Here is a 15,719-nt window from a genome sequence, read left to right on the forward strand (position 1 = left end):
GGTGGAAATTTAATGGGAAACGATATGAACTATCATAAATTTAACCAATTATTTACAGATCGAAAACTCAATCAAGAAGTGAATAAAGACTTTTTCAATTATTTCACATCTCTTACGAATAATCATCCGAATATTGTTATTGTATTGTCTAAATTCGGTAAAGTACTTTCATTAAATTATAAAAAACTACAAGCATTACTCGGTAAACCGATAATAAATGACGATGATTTTCAACAGTTTATATTCGGTGATAACATAGATTTATTCGAAGATACATTTAATAAAACATTACAAGGCCATACTGAAAAATGTAATATGCAAATAAAAAATATCCATAATCAAACATTATTTCTCGAGTTAACTTTCATTCCAATCCTCATAGAAGAAGATATTGTCGGTATTTATATGATCATTACCGACAATACGGATAAGACGGAGTTGAAACAAGAATTAATGCTGTGGGAAAATCATTTAAACTATGCACAGCAAATAGCAGAAATCGGAAGCTGGGAATATGTTTTCAATGAAGATAAACTGATCTGTTCCAAAAACTTTTATAATATGTTAGGGCTGGATTATCAAAAATATATAAGTATCAATAAGCCATTCAAGCAAATACATCCAGAAGATTTGGACATATCTTTACAATATTTAAAAAAAGCCATCTATGATGGTGAAAACTATACGCATAAAGTTCGAGTATACCATAGGAAAACTAAGGAATTAAAACATATAAAAGTACATGCTGAAGTATTTTTTGAGGAGGGAAAACCAGCTAAAATCTTCGGTATTATTAAGGATGAAACATACCAAACTTTGCTTAAAAAGAAGCTAATAGAGCAAAATGAAGACTATAAATCGATTTTTGATAATCTCACATCAGGTATATGGATGCGTGAAAAAATAGGAGGTAAATTCCTCTTTGCATCGAAAGGGTTGGAGAGTATATTGGAGATCCCCCTCTCTACTCTTTATGAGGATTCAAAAGCGTGGTATAACATGATCCAACCTGTCCATCTTCCGGAATTGGAAAACGGTAAAAAGAAAATGATAAACGGGCAAAGTTTCCAGTGGATTTATCGGATTAATTCTGGAAGCGGCACAACAAAGTGGCTGCTTGAAGAAGTTATCCCCCGCCTAGATGATCATGGCCAGATAACGAATATATTCGGATTAGTCACTGATATTACTTATGAAATCGAAAAAGAACATACAATAAACTATTTATCCAACTACGATAACCTTACAGGACTGCCAAATCAGCAAAGTTTATTTAAAAAAATGGACTTAATGTGCGAGAGTGATGATCCTTATGCCATTCTTTATTTTGACCTTGACCGCTTTAATATCATCAATGATTCACTCGGCTATTTTATCGGGGATGAAACATTAAAGTTTATTGCACAACGTCTTGAAAAAGTAATGCCAAAAGATAGCTATCTAGCTCGTTTGAGCAGCAATGATTTTATTATGATAATAAAAAATTACAATAATAAAAAAGAAGTACTTCAGTATGCCAAAAAAGTAATCAAAAAAATAAGAGAACCTTTTACTATTCAGGATTACGAATTGAATATCTCGACCAGTATTGGCATTACCTTTTATCCAGAAGAAGGCCGTGAAAAATTAACCCTTTTAAAAAATGCTCATACCGCACTTTATAAAGCCAAAAAGGATGGGAAAAGTACTTATAAGCTTTCTTCAGATGAAGGAGATTTATCATCTTATAAAAAGTATGCATTGGATCGAGATATGCGAAAGGCTATTTCAAATGAGGAATTCGAATTACACTTCCAGCCTCAAGTGGAAACAGGCAATGGTTCTCTTTGCGGAGCTGAAGCGTTAATTCGCTGGAACCATAAAGAATGGGGATTAGTTTCCCCTGGAGAATTTATTCCATTGGCGGAAGAAAACCATATGATCAACGGGATTACTGATTGGGTCATTGAAAAGGTGTGCCAGCTTCTTAAAGAATGGAAAGAAAAAGGACTGCCGATCATTCCGATAGCAATTAATGTACCCCCTATCCGATTTATGAAAAAAGGATTGTTTCAACATGTGAAAACACAGTTGGAACATTACGGCATTGATCCGTTCTATTTGGAATTCGAAATTACAGAAGATACATTGCTGAATATAGAATCGAGTGTGTATTCAACGATTCAAAGCTTAAAAGACCTCGGGATTCGAATCGCGGTTGACGATTTTGGTACTGGCTATGCATCTTTAGCTTCGATTCGAAAGTTTAAACCGAATAAAATTAAAATCGATAAAATATTTATTGATAATATTAATAATGAGGACAAAGTAGATAACGGTATTATTTGTGCTACATTGAATTTAGCAAAATCGTTGGAGATGAATGTTGTCGCTGAAGGTGTGGAAGAGTTTGAACAGCTTAAATTCCTCAAGAAGAATGACTGCGATGTAATTCAAGGCTATCTATTTTCCAAACCCGTTAGGAAGGAAATGTTTGAACACATCATGAAAGCAGGTTATTTATCACCGCAAGTTTCATAATCTTTAGTTCCATCCATTAAAACAAATAAACCGAAGCAACTTTTAATAGCTGCTTCGGTTTTTTATGATCTTATTTTGACTCGTTATATGCTTTTAAGAATTCTTTAACTTTTTTGCTGTCTGCTTCCAGTTTTAAACCAGTGTCAATTAAAGGTGAAACTGTTGATACAGCTGGTTTTTTCTTACCTTGGTAGTAGCTGATGAACTCATCTTGATTGATCGAGTGAAGGACTGCTTTACGTAAGTCTGCAGATTTTGCTGTTTCACGACCGCTTGTATTGAACAATAAGTACGATACTGCGTTGCTGTCGGCTGTTTTTAATTGTAAGTTTTCATCGCCTTCAACTACATCTGTTTTCGTTTCAGGAACTGATTGTAATACGTGGATTTCACCATTACGCAATGCTGATAGTGCACTGTCATTATCCTGAATGAAACGAACGCTGATGTTTTCAATTTTCGGTTCATTTTCAGTTCCTGCCTGGTATGCAGGGTTTTTCACGAATGTTGCTTCATAGTCATTTTTCTTCACTAAAATGTATGGACCTGATGCCGCTAAATGATTTGCATAGCTTGCGCCTTCCGTTACAGTCGATTGATCACCGTATGCGATATCCGTGTTCGGGTCATAGCTTGCTACATCAAATGTGTTCACTGCAGATACTGCCGCTTCAGATACAATTCCGCCAGATTGGTGCGCTAAGTAGTTTAATACTTGCGGGAATGGATTTGGCGTTGTTAGTTTTACAACTTGGTATTTCCCTGCTGCATTGTCTACATCTTTTTCATCTGTCACAACTTCAGAAATTGCTGCAGGCAGTTCATCTGATAATTCTTCTAAAACAGACTTGCCATCTGCTGTTTTCACTGATTCCAATGAAGTAATATCCGATACGATTTCAACTGTATCTATATTTTCATGGATTGAATATGTGCGGTGATCCGGAACTGATGTTTCGTCTTTTGCACGGTTTAATGAGAATACAACATCTTCTGCTGAAACTAAATCCCCTGTATCGACTGCTTTTTCCCCTTCCACTTTTGCGAAGTTAATATCATCGCGCAGCACGAAATAATACTCTTCATTGTTTTCGGCTACTGCGTGGTCATAAGAAAGTGAGCCTTCTGATACGACTTCATCTGTATCCGATAAGTTTACTAAACGAACATACATATTTGTGTTTAATGTATTAATCGAGCCATCGTTTGCTTTAACTGGATCAAGGGATGTTAATGAAGCCAATGCTTGGTGAAGGACCAACGTTTCTGAAGCATTTTTCCCTTCATCATTGAATGAAATTGTTTCCCATGCTTGAGCACGTGATTTTGGCAGCCGTACTGTGTCAGGATTTACTTCTGCTTTATAAATACCTTGGAACTTTTGAGAAATATATAATGGTGCAATATAGGCATTGTCGAATACTAAAGCTTGTTCCAGCTCTTTATATTTTTCCTTTGCTTCATCACCTGTTAGCGTACTCGCTTCATCGATTAATTTGTCGACTGTTTCATCTGAAGTACGGCTGTAGTCCCCGCCAGTTTTGAATAATCCGCGTACTGCATAGTCAGGGTTACCTGTTACAGTCGTCCAGCTTGAAATGGCAATGTCAAAGTTGCCCGCATCTTGCTGTGCTGTGAATGAACCGTAATCCGGTTGGATATTCAGTTTCACATCGAAACCGTTCTTCACTAACTGGTCACGTACGATGTTCATGTCCTGCTCAGAAGAAGCCATACCAAGTAATTCGATGACCGGCTTTGCCCCAGCCGTTTCAGTAGTTGCTGAATCATTTTCTTTTACATCCGATTTTGTTTCGACACAGCCTGCTAATGCTACTGCTGCCACTGTTGCTGTTGATGCTAACGTAAATAATTTTTTATTCATGAAAAATTCCTCCAAAAAAGTTAATTAGATTTTGGGTCCAGTGCGTCACGAAGTCCATCGCCGAAAAAGTTAAACGATAAAACAAGCATCATAATACATAGTCCCGGGAAAATCGCTAAATATGAATGTGACTCTAAATAAGTACTTCCAACTTTTAAGATATTTCCCCACTCCGGTATATGCGGTTCAATACCTAACCCGAGGAAACTTAAACTACTAGTTGAAATAACGGCTCCTCCGATTGTTAATGTTGCTTTTACAATCATCGGTGCTAACGCATTAGGGACGATATGCCTAAAAATAATCGAGCGGTCATTTGCCCCTAATGCGCGGGCGGATTCCACAAATTCATAGTTTGAAATTTGAAGTACATTTGCCCGCATTGTCCTCGCATAGGTCGGAATTGCCCCTACACTTAATGCGATAATCAAGTTGGTCGTATTTGCGCCAAATGCGGCAATAATCGCAATCGCCAACAGAATACCAGGAATTGCATATAAAATATCCAATGCACGCATAATAATATTGTCTGTATTTTTTCCGTAATAGCCTGAAATCGCACCGAGCGCCCCGCCTATGATTGCCGGTATTATCGTTGCACAAAAACCAACAATTAATGAAATTTGCGCACCGAATACAATGCGGGAAAATAAATCCCGGCCAAAATTATCGGTACCTAACGGATATTCAAGTGTCGGTGTTTGCAGCAATACCGCATAATTGTTTTCAACTGCAAAGTCATAATCAAAGGTCCATGAGCTGACAACCGATAAACTGAACATGAAAACGATGAAAAACAGGCCAAAAACCGCCATCGTATTACGTAATATTTTATTCCACGTTTTTTGCCATTTCTCCACAGCGGACGGATCTGAATTCCGCGCTTTGCGAATTAGTGTAATGCCTAGCAACAGCGAGAAAAAATTGCCTGTCACTGTTGGAATAAGCAGTACAATTCCAAGCGGCAGCATCCATTTAGGCGCTGTATCAACCGTGACAAACTTCGCAATTAACACAGCTGTTGCTAAATACAGCAATGCTAGTAAGATAAATCCGCCCATAGCAAGAACAAAAGTATCGACTACATATGGTTTGAACAAATTTAATCCTGAAATCAGGATAATGAATATTTGTGTCATAAATGCATAAACAGCAAAAGTATATTCTGCCGTTTTGTTTTTCGTTGCGAGCATAAAGCCGAATCCAGCAGCAAATACATTCCCGACGAAAATGGTTAAAATCAATGGGATACCGAGAAGTCGTGTAAGCTTTGTCAGTTCTCGGTGCTCCGCTAAATCCTTTTTAATAAGCAGTGATATGAGCCATACGTATATTGTTGTACCAATATAAATCGCAAAAAATGCAAGTACATAAGGCCGCCATACACCTTCTGAAAAATTAAAACTATAAAGTAAAAACAGCAATGAAAAAATCGCAGAAAAAGCAATGGTAAACTGTGCATTTACATACTCTTGTGTTATTTTCAACAGCAGTTTTACGTCTGATATAAATTTCACGTCGTTACCCTCTCCTAAGATTTTTTCATTTTCGAACGAATTCTTGGGTCAAAGAAAGCGTATAAAATATCGATCAGCATATTCACAATGGAAATGGTGATCGCAATATAAACAACCCCACCCAAAATTGCCGGGATATCCGGAATAAATTGCTTGTCGACAATATAACTTCCAATACCGCTAATATTAAATACTTTCTCTGTTACTGCAGCACCGCCAAGCATTCCGCCAAACAGCAGGCCAATAACTGTAATAATCGGAATCATCGCATTACGGATCGCGTGCTTAGTAATTACTTTTCGTTCACTTAACCCTTTTGCTTTTGCTGTAATAATATAATCTTCATGGATTACTTCGAGCATACTGGACCTTGTCATACGCGCAATTGATGCTGTTATTGATGTTCCAAGTACAACAATTGGCAGAACGAGTGACATCCAGTTGCTCGGATTATACGTTGCAGGGAACCATTTTAATTCCAGCGAGAACGTCAATATAAAAATCAGCCCTTGCCAGAAACTTGGAATGGATAGTCCGATTAATGCGATTAGCATAAATACATAATCAATAAATGAATTCGGACGCACTGCAGAAACAATACCGACCGGAATCGCTATTGCAATCGCCATCAGTAATGAGAACATTGCGATTTCAAGTGTTACAGGAAATTTGTTTAATATGCTTTGTGTGACATCTTCTTTCCCTGCAAAAGATGTTCCTAAATCAAATGTAAACAGACCTGACAGTGAATGCCAAAGCTGTACTAAGTAGGGCTGATCCAACCCGTATAGCTTATTAAAGTTTTCGACTTGTGCAGGAGTTGCCTCTACCCCCAGTAAATTACGGGCAGGGTCAAACGGTGAAATATACAAAATCGTAAACACAAGCGTTGCTACCCCAATGATAACGAACACACTTTGTAATAAGCGCTCAAAAATAAAGCGAGTAAATGGATTACTCGTAATGAGTAGTAAAGCATACATCAAAATACCAGGAATTATAGTAATCAGTAAAAAGTTCGGACGTTCTAATAGTCTACTAAAATAATTTTTGTAGGAGTTTTCCACTACTCCATTTGCCTCAAGCCTTTTTTTTATTTCTCGCTCCAATTTTTGCTGGGCAAGCGCTTTTGCAGCTTGAATAATAGTTTGCTCATCGACCTTTCGATTGAAAAACTGAGCTTTCGTCCGCTCTTCTACTTCATATTGCCTATGCCACTCGAATACTTTCTCGTCTTCTATTATTTGTCTCTTCACATTCATAGCCTTTTCCGCATACGTTGATTTAGAACGATTCACTAAATAGAGCGGAAATGTGAAAATGTGTACGAGCAGGCCGAGCAATACAAAAGCAAAATAATAACTCTTTTTCGAAGCATTTTTTTGAAAGCTTTCAAAAAATAAATGCTGCATGAAACAAAAGCAGCTCCTTTCTTACCAATTCTCTCCACCCTTAATGTGTAAAGAATTTTCAAACTTTAAATATTGTATAATTCCTACCTGTATAGTAATGTATTATGTAGAACGAACATTCAGAAGTCAATGAAATTATTTTATTTTTATTAAAGGATGAGCATGTTATGAGTAAAAAGTTGCTTCAAGTAAAGGATTTACGTGTATCTTTTATAACTGGCGAGCAAGAATTCGAAGCCGTTAAAGGCGTAAATTTTCATGTAAATGAGGGTGAAACAGTCGGAATTGTAGGAGAATCCGGTAGCGGAAAAAGTGTAACGGCCCGTTCAATTATGCGTTTACTTCCCTCTCCTCCTTCTTTCTTAAAAGATGGAACGATTGAATTCCAAGGGAAAAATCTAATTACCCAAACGGAAAACCAAATGGAAGCGATTCGCGGAAAAGACATTAGTATGATTTTCCAGGATCCGATGACCTCTACGAACCCAACTATTCGTATTGGTGACCAAATTGCAGAAGGTATAATGAAACATCAAGGGCTCTCGAAAAAGGAAGCACATTTAAAAACAATTGAACTATTAAAATTAGTAGGAATAAAAAATAGTGAAGAACGTTATAATCAGTACCCTCATGAATTTAGCGGCGGGATGCGACAACGAGTTATGATTGCCATGGCTTTAGCATGTAACCCTTCCCTTCTTATTGCCGATGAACCGACAACAGCGCTTGACGTAACAATCCAAGCACAGATTTTATCATTGATGAAGGATATGCAGCAGCGATTTGGTACATCTATTATATTGATTACACATGATTTAGGTGTCGTAGCGGGTATGTGTGATCGTGTCGTTGTTATGAAGGAAGGCGAGGTCGTCGAACAAGGTACTACGGAAGAGATTTTTGCCAATCCGCAGCATCCTTATACGAAACGACTGTTGAACGCTTTGCCGAAGCTACATGAACCGAAACAGCCGAAAGAACTGCCAAACTTGTCGCCTGATTTGAATATTAATGTGCCGTTAGTCGAAGTTAAAAATATATCCAAACATTTTGAATTAGCAAAAGGCAATGTATTAAAAGCGGTGAATGATTTATCATTTCAGATTTATCCGGGTGAAACATTAGGGCTTGTTGGTGAATCAGGTTCCGGTAAATCGACAACCGGCCGAACATTGTTGCAACTGCACGAGCCAACAGACGGTGAAGTACTTTATAAAGGCGTACCGGTTAGTCGCTTAACGAAAAATGAGCTGAAAAGTATGCGTCGTCATATGCAAATTATTTTCCAGGATCCTTATTCAAGTTTAAATCCCCGAAAAAAAATATTGGATATTATCGGAGAAGCACTGGATGTTCATAAACTGTCCCCTTCCAAGGAAGCACGCCGGGCACGGGTAGAAGAATTATTGGAGCTCGTCGGTTTAAAAAAAGAACATGCGCTTCGTTATCCGCATGAGTTCAGCGGCGGTCAGCGTCAGCGTATCGGAATTGCACGGGCACTTGCTGTGGAACCTCAATTCATCGTTTGTGATGAGCCGTTATCCGCGCTTGATGTGTCCATTCAAAAGCAAGTCGTTGATTTATTGAAGGATTTGCAGCAGCGATTAGGATTAACATATTTGTTTATTGCACATGACCTGTCGATGGTGAAACATATTAGTGACCGAGTAGCTGTTATGTATGGCGGGAAAATTGTAGAGCTGGCAGAGAGTGAAGAGCTTTACGCCAATCCGCAGCATCCTTATACGAAAATGCTGCTCGATTCGATTCCGATTCCGGACCCGGCAATTGAAAAACAGAAAAAGCGTCGTGTTATGACCGACGAAGAACTGGCAGCGAATCGGTTCGATGTAGAGAACACTGAACTTACCGAAGTTTCGAAAGGTCACTGGGTAGCTATATAAATATTAAAAAGACTTCAAACAAGGTGTTTGAAGTCTTTTGTTTATCATTGTATTCCCAAAATTTTTGTTTATTGAATTGATCCGGTACTTTTCAATCCTGGTACAACAGTTACGTTTACTTTAGCTTTTTTGTATGCTTCCATCCATTCCGCATCGGTCATTCGCCGATTATGAAATACCTTTGCTTTGTAATCAATGCCAAAACCAAGCGGATCGTAGCCGAGATTTTTCATTTCCATAACAAATTGTGTAATTTTTTCTTCTGATTCTTTTTTTAATTCCTTATTATATAATGGCAAATCCTTATTTTTCATGGGCTTTTTCGACTCTGATATCGAACCGTTTAAATTTATTTGCAAATCGAGTTTTATATCATGCTGATCTTTTATATTTACTTTATATTTTGATTTAATTGTATCAATATAGGCGATAAAATAATCACCGTCTTCGTTTATCAGTAAGTTAGCATCCGTATTCCTAGTCAGCATATTATAAATCATTGTATTCAATGGATTCAATTCATAGGGTTCTTTATTTCGTGCGATAAGTAAAGATTTATTTATTTCAAAATGCTCTGCTTCCTTATTCATTTCAATAATGGGTAATACGGAATCAATACCATTTTCCTTCATATTTCTTCTAAATTTAAATAAGTGGGTTGTTACAATATAGGGAGTATTTGTTCCGTTATTTTCAAAATAATTAAAGAGCTCTGGGTATGCCGCTGATTCCCCTTGCGGAACCATTTTAATTACTTCTTCTGCGGTCGGCCTACCCACAGTAATCCAGGAAATCATTTGTATATCGGCTCTTCTCACCAAAAAGTCCAAAATCTCTTTATTTTTATTTTCTTTTACAAGTTCTTCACCTAGAACGATGAGCTTGGAATGCCCAAATTCGAGCTCCTTATCTGAATAGGATTCCATTTTTCGAATCGCTTCAGATAATGATTTGCCATTTTCCACTAAATAGGAGTACTCAGGTTCTGTTGCCTCTTTGAATGAGCCAGTTGGTTCATAGAGCTTTAATGTAACTTTGTACGGTTTTTCCTCATCGTCTGAAGTATCAATGGCAATCATTGCTACAAATACACTTTTGTCAATATCTTTAAAGGCACAGCCCGACAAAAAAAATGTACAAAATATCAAAATTACCATGCTTGCATTAATTTTTGGAGGTAGGTATTTCATTTTTCATCCTCCTCTTAATGTACATAAACACCAGAATCATACTGGGGAATATAAAGACCAGTGCATCATAAAAATAACTCGTATACCGAAACAGCTGGTATTCAGTCAATTCCTTCGCTAGAAATATAGAAATGGCAGTAAAAATGGGAAGCGGTAAAAATTTGCCAATGCTTATATTTTTAAATTTAATTTTTTCCAGCTTGAACACAAATTTCAGAAACTCCATTGATGCATGCCAGTGGATCAGAATACTTAAAAAGGCGATTCCTAGATAAAAAAGTAAAAACATAAACAATACCCGTTCAATAATAAAATAATCCATTTTAATCGAATCGGTCGTCGAAATCCATGGATAGACAAGTTCATTAATTCCTTCAAAACCATTAAAACCAATCGGTACAAAATAAGTTGTAAATAATGTACTCACACATATAAAGATAATCACCATTATCTGCTTAAAACCAAATGTCTGTTTATCCGTAAAATACCGATTGAAGATAAACAAATTCGCGGCACCCAAAAATAAAAAGAAGCAAGCGGAAAATGAATGCCAGTTTGGAAGTTGGTTAATATATAAGACAGCTTCCATAACAAAATCCCAATTAAGGCTCGGGCTGCTATATGCCTTATAAAATATGAAAAGAATCAAGGGGCTGGTGATAATTAAAATCATCTCCACCGTATACAGCACGCGATCAGTTTTCATTAATGCCCCAAAAATCACTGCTAATATAAGCGTCAAGCAAATTTGAACAATCGGCATTTCTGGGCTTAAGTAGCGAATCAGCAAAAATGTAAATGTAATGAGTGTAATGAGCCCGGCTATAAACCAGAGGACTGCAAGAGCAAATACGAAGGGCAGGTAAAACCATTTTGAAGTCGTTTTTTCCAGCAGTTCAGGTAATGTCTTACCGGGATATGAAAGGAAAAATCTTGTATAGATCGTTACAAGGACAACTCCTGCTCCAATCGATAAAATCATCGAAATGACCGTACCTTCTTTATGATAATGTAAAAGAATGGCAGGAACAGATGCAATAATGTTTGCCATCATATTGATGATAATCAAATAGTAATAAAACCGGCTCACGTTTTCTCACCCGCCTCCACCTTGTTTTTCTTCTTCCGATTGAATTTCAGATAAGGCTCCCCGAAGCTGTCGATGCTTACTAAATACATAATAAATGCATACAGACCCAATGTTAATCCAGCCAAACCGAAGATGGTCGCTGCAAGGATAAATATAAGTCGGATCACCCTGATGGAAAATGCCATTTCATTGATCGGAATGACGAAGGTAGAGATCGCTACTGCGGAAACGATAATAATCATAATATCCGATGCAAGAGATGCTTCTGTTACCGCAGACCCTAAAATTAATCCTCCAACAGTTGTAGCAGTCGCACTGATCGTTTTCGGAAGACGGATACTCGCTTCCAGCAGCATTTCCATAAAAAACAGCATGAACAATACTTCCACGAATGAAGAAAATGGAACACCCGTACGACTTCCGGCTATCGTCAGCGCGAGCTCAGTCCTGAATACTTCCGGCGCGAAAGAAGTAATCCCAATATATAGACCGGGTAAAAGGAGACTTATGAATAGCCCTGTATATCGGAGAAATTTAAGAAAAAATGAAATAAAGAATGAATGGTAATTATCTTCCATCGACGTCATGAAATCGAAGAAATATACAGGAGCAATCAAAGCCTGGGGATTTCCATCCACCATTAATATCACCTTCCCTCCAGACAAATTATAGACAATCCGATCCGGACGTTCGGTCACAATCATTTGAGGGAATAATGAAAACATTTTATTGTTTAAATAGTTACTCAGCTGAACGGTAGATGTAATAACTTGCTTATCCACTTGCTGCAGCTTTTCGGTAATGATGTTCAGCACATTTTCATTTACTTTATCTTTATCATATATGATAGCCAATTTATGGTTGTTTACTTGTCCCGTCGTGGTATATTCAACATACAATGTTGGCTGATGGTAATCGGAACGAATCAGATTGATATTGGTTGCGATATTGTCGCTTAGTGCCAGCTGCGAACCATGTATTGTCGTTTCAACGGATGCCGTATTGGCCTGATCATTGAAAGAAAATTTCAAATCGAGCAGATAAAACTTATTTTGTATGAAAATTAGCACATTGCCGTTTAAAACTTCCACAGTCAGCTGTTCTTTCGACTTACTGTCCTGAAATTGAGGCAAAGCTTTCAGATACCGGATAAATTTAGTTTCAGATTGCATTTCAAAATAGGGTTTAATGACAATTTTTTGAAGTAACTCCACATCGATGAGCGGCTTAATATAAAATAGCTCTGCTTTTTTATCGTCATCTTCCAATGTCTTCGTTGTTAATTCATTTGTATCTTTGAATTGTTCATTAATCCATTTAATGTTCTCTGCCGAAGACATAGTATTTCTCCAATCTTAGCTAAACTTTTTTATAGAGTGCCCAAAACGAGAAATACTATTCAACTAAGGTTAATTTTGGCTTAAACCCAACGAAAAAAACCCTCTCTGGTGAGAAGGGTTTCCATAACTTATTGTTTATTCTTTTTTAATAAACGGTATGCATCCATATTAATTGTTTTTATTGGACTTATATCTCCCATAATTTCAACAATATCTTTCAGCAATGGCATTAGGTTTTCTTCAATAAATTCTTTTTTGACCGCATCTGTTACTTCTATTTCCAAGTTATCCATTCGAATTAGCAGTTCATCACACATTATGTGCAAAACTTCCTCTTCACGGTATGTAGGCGTGTCATTCAAAATAAGTTTTGCGCGTAAATCCAAATATTTATACCAGTAATCCCTTAAATCCATTTGCTGCTTGTTTTTATACAATTGGCGCTTATATCCATTTGGATCAATATTATTTGTTAAAACTAGCAATCTTTCCATTTTATACTCGATCGTTGATTGATTTTCTATTATTTGCTGTTGTTCTGCTACTAGAGCTTTTTGTTGCTGTTTCTCTTTAGAATATTTTACAAGTTTCTTAATTCCATAATACAGAGCAACGGCTCCAACGATTAACATCCAGTAATTGATGATAAACCCAATAACTAAAATAATCCCGATCCAAACCCATAATTTATTCATAATTACACTCCCGATACTTACTACAATGAATTAAATTATAGCATCGCCAAAATAGCGCAACAACCGGTAAAATAAGACAGAGCCTGCTACTAAGGGGGTTCCCAAAGTAACAGGCTCATCTATTAGTATGCTACGCGATTTTTCTCGTAAGCAGCAATTTGCTCTTCATATTGGAATGTAAGAGAAATTTCGTCCCATCCATTCAATAACATTTGTTTATAGTATGGATCAATTTCAAATGAATACGTTTTGCCGTAACCTGTAGTAACCTTTTGCTGTTCTAAATTAACTTCAATTGCCTGTGCTTCTGCTAAACCTTTTTCTAAAAGTTCGTCACATTCGCTTTCCGTTAATTTAATCGGTAAAATACCGTTTTTGAAGCAGTTATTATGGAAGATATCCGCAAAACTTGGTGCGATGACAACTCGGAATCCGTAATCAAGGATAGCCCATGGAGCGTGCTCACGTGATGAGCCACAGCCAAAGTTATCTTGTGCCACTAAAATTTCAGCGTTTTTATATTCCGGTTTATTTAATACGAAATCCTCGATTGGATTGCCGTTTTCATCAAAACGCCAGTGATAAAATACGAATTGTCCGAATCCTGTACGTTCGATGCGCTTTAAAAATTCCTTCGAAATAATCTGGTCTGTATCGACGTTTTTACGATCAAGTGGTGCATAGATACTATTTACAATATTAATCGGTTTCATGCTGATCTCTCCTTATGCTTCCTGCTTTTGTAGCTTACGAACATCGACAAAACGTCCGTGAATCGCAGCTGCTGCTGCCATCGCTGGTGATACAAGATGTGTGCGTGCACCTGCACCTTGACGTCCTTCAAAGTTACGGTTAGATGTAGAAGCACAACGTTCACCCGCTGGAATTACATCTTCATTCATCCCTAAGCAAGCAGAACATCCTGATTCACGCCATTCAAAGCCAGCATCAAGGAATATTAGATGTAGACCCTCTTCTTCTGCCTGGCGTTTTGTCGACCAAGAACCAGGAACAACAATCCCGTTAACCCCCGGTGCAAGCTTTTCACCTTTTACAATTTCAGCTGCTGCACGTAAGTCATTAATACGGGAGTTCGTACAAGATCCGATAAATACATGTTGAATTTCAATATCCGTAATTTTTTGGCCTTCTTGTAAATCCATATACTTCAGTGCTTTGTTTAAAGCTGATCTATCTGTTTCATTGTTATAATCAGCAGCAGTAGGAACTGTTTTTGAAACGCCGACACCCATCGCTGGATTTGTGCCCCATGTTACAATCGGCTCGATTTCCTGTGCGTCAATTTCAAGGACAACATCATATGTTGCATCTGCATCCGACGCAAGACTTAACCAATATTTTGCCGCTTCCTCAAATTTATCTCCTTGAGGTACGTGACGGCGACCGCGTAAAAATTCAACCGTCGTCTCATCTGGAGAAATCAAGCCTGCTTTTGCTCCTGCTTCAATCGACATATTACAGATTGTCATGCGCTCTTCCATAGAGAGCTTGCCGATTGCTTCACCTGTATACTCCACGATATGTCCAGTACCAACACCGATTCCCCATTTTGCAATAATCGCTAAAATGATGTCTTTCGCTGTTACACCAACACCAAGTTCACCGTTTACACGGATTTCCATTGTTGGAGGCTTTAATTGCCATAATGTTTGAGTCGATAATACATGTTCTACTTCCGATGTACCGATTCCGAATGCGATTGCGCCGAATGCACCGTGTGTCGCTGTATGGGAATCACCGCAAACGATTGTTTTACCAGGTTGCGTCAGTCCTAATTCCGGTCCAATTACGTGAACGATCCCTTGATCCGGATGGCCGATATCAGCTAATTCTATACCGAATTCTTTTGCGTTTTCCGCAAGTGTCATAATTTGTTTTTTTGCGATCGGATCGTTAATCGTCGGCAGGTTTTTAGTCGGTACGTTATGATCCATAGTTGCGAACGAAAGATCTGTACGACGCACTTTTCGTCCTGCCAGGCGAAGTCCTTCGAATGCTTGAGGACTTGTAACTTCGTGTATTAAATGCAGGTCAATATAAAGTAAGTCCGGCTTTCCTTCTTCACGATGTACGACATGCTGTTCCCACACTTTTTCTATAATATTTTTCCCCATAGTTCTCACCGTTCCTTAACCATATATAGTG

General features: G+C 37.7%; 11 protein-coding genes. 2 read left to right on the plus strand and 9 right to left on the minus strand.

Features of this window, described 5'->3' with window-relative positions:
• The first annotated feature begins 12 nt into the window (after nt 1–12).
• Entirely contained in the window at nt 13–2,520 is a 2,508-nt protein-coding gene (locus CBM15_RS07350) for an EAL domain-containing protein (protein ID WP_087616746.1), read from the plus strand.
• 70 nt (nt 2,521–2,590) lie between these two features.
• Here the strand turns inward: CBM15_RS07350 and CBM15_RS07355 are convergent, their stop codons facing one another.
• Genes CBM15_RS07355 through CBM15_RS07365 form a run of 3 tightly spaced genes read right to left on the minus strand, consistent with a single transcriptional unit; the run spans nt 2,591 to nt 7,334 of the window.
• Nucleotides 2,591–4,405: an ABC transporter substrate-binding protein gene (locus CBM15_RS07355; RefSeq protein WP_087616748.1), complete on the minus strand. Its 1,815-nt coding sequence runs from the start codon at nt 4,403–4,405 to the stop codon at nt 2,591–2,593.
• Between the two features lie 20 nt (nt 4,406–4,425).
• Entirely contained in the window at nt 4,426–5,922 is a 1,497-nt protein-coding gene (locus CBM15_RS07360) for an ABC transporter permease (protein WP_087616750.1), read from the minus strand.
• A 14-nt stretch (nt 5,923–5,936) separates the two neighbouring features.
• Entirely contained in the window at nt 5,937–7,334 is a 1,398-nt protein-coding gene (locus CBM15_RS07365; protein ID WP_087616752.1) for an ABC transporter permease, read from the minus strand.
• Nucleotides 7,335–7,501: 167 nt separating this feature from the next.
• Here CBM15_RS07365 and CBM15_RS07370 point away from each other — a divergent pair, with 167 nt between their 5' ends.
• The gene (locus CBM15_RS07370; protein ID WP_087616754.1) at nt 7,502–9,238 is read left to right on the plus strand and encodes an ABC transporter ATP-binding protein; all 1,737 of its coding nucleotides are present in this window, start codon (nt 7,502–7,504) and stop codon (nt 9,236–9,238) included.
• A 68-nt stretch (nt 9,239–9,306) separates the two neighbouring features.
• On the opposite strand, the gene CBM15_RS07375 is transcribed toward CBM15_RS07370, so the two are convergent.
• The 6 genes from CBM15_RS07375 to leuC all read right to left on the minus strand — a co-directional run bounded on the left by CBM15_RS07375 (nt 9,307) and on the right by leuC (nt 15,688).
• Nucleotides 9,307–10,428 (minus strand): Ger(x)C family spore germination protein, encoded by a 1,122-nt coding sequence (locus tag CBM15_RS07375; RefSeq protein ID WP_087616756.1) that lies wholly within the window; start codon nt 10,426–10,428, stop codon nt 9,307–9,309.
• A complete protein-coding gene (locus tag CBM15_RS07380) occupies nt 10,403–11,518 on the minus strand; it encodes a GerAB/ArcD/ProY family transporter (protein ID WP_087616758.1) in 1,116 nt (371 codons plus the stop codon). The genes CBM15_RS07375 and CBM15_RS07380 overlap by 26 nt, the downstream gene beginning before the upstream one ends.
• Nucleotides 11,515–12,858 (minus strand): spore germination protein, encoded by a 1,344-nt coding sequence (locus CBM15_RS07385; protein WP_087616760.1) that lies wholly within the window; start codon nt 12,856–12,858, stop codon nt 11,515–11,517. Before CBM15_RS07385 ends, CBM15_RS07380 begins: the two co-directional genes overlap by 4 nt.
• Nucleotides 12,859–12,986: 128 nt before the next feature.
• Nucleotides 12,987–13,553: an ABC transporter substrate-binding protein gene (locus CBM15_RS07390; RefSeq protein WP_087616762.1), complete on the minus strand. Its 567-nt coding sequence runs from the start codon at nt 13,551–13,553 to the stop codon at nt 12,987–12,989.
• A gap of 122 nt (nt 13,554–13,675) precedes the next feature.
• Nucleotides 13,676–14,266 carry a 3-isopropylmalate dehydratase small subunit gene (gene leuD, locus CBM15_RS07395; RefSeq protein WP_087616764.1) on the minus strand — a complete coding sequence of 197 codons (591 nt, stop codon included), beginning with the start codon at nt 14,264–14,266 and terminating at the stop codon, nt 13,676–13,678.
• 12 nt (nt 14,267–14,278) lie between these two features.
• Complete coding sequence (gene leuC, locus CBM15_RS07400; protein WP_087616766.1) at nt 14,279–15,688, minus strand: 3-isopropylmalate dehydratase large subunit; 1,410 nt, start codon at nt 15,686–15,688, stop codon at nt 14,279–14,281.
• Between the last annotated feature and the right edge of the window lie 31 nt (nt 15,689–15,719).

Source organism: Solibacillus kalamii, assembly GCF_002174535.1.
GTDB lineage: Bacteria > Bacillota > Bacilli > Bacillales_A > Planococcaceae > Solibacillus > Solibacillus silvestris.

Excerpts from the sequence above, each read along its gene's own strand:
- CBM15_RS07350 (WP_087616746.1), top strand. The coding sequence starts at position 13 with ATGGGAAACGATATGAACTATCATAAATTTAACCAATTATTTACAGAT.
- CBM15_RS07355 (WP_087616748.1), bottom strand. The coding sequence starts at position 4,405 with ATGAATAAAAAATTATTTACGTTAGCATCAACAGCAACAGTGGCAGCA.
- CBM15_RS07365 (WP_087616752.1), bottom strand. The coding sequence starts at position 7,334 with ATGCAGCATTTATTTTTTGAAAGCTTTCAAAAAAATGCTTCGAAAAAG.
- CBM15_RS07370 (WP_087616754.1), top strand. The coding sequence starts at position 7,502 with ATGAGTAAAAAGTTGCTTCAAGTAAAGGATTTACGTGTATCTTTTATA.
- CBM15_RS07375 (WP_087616756.1), bottom strand. The coding sequence starts at position 10,428 with ATGAAATACCTACCTCCAAAAATTAATGCAAGCATGGTAATTTTGATA.
- CBM15_RS07385 (WP_087616760.1), bottom strand. The coding sequence starts at position 12,858 with ATGTCTTCGGCAGAGAACATTAAATGGATTAATGAACAATTCAAAGAT.
- CBM15_RS07390 (WP_087616762.1), bottom strand. The coding sequence starts at position 13,553 with ATGAATAAATTATGGGTTTGGATCGGGATTATTTTAGTTATTGGGTTT.
- leuD (WP_087616764.1), bottom strand. The coding sequence starts at position 14,266 with ATGAAACCGATTAATATTGTAAATAGTATCTATGCACCACTTGATCGT.
- leuC (WP_087616766.1), bottom strand. The coding sequence starts at position 15,688 with ATGGGGAAAAATATTATAGAAAAAGTGTGGGAACAGCATGTCGTACAT.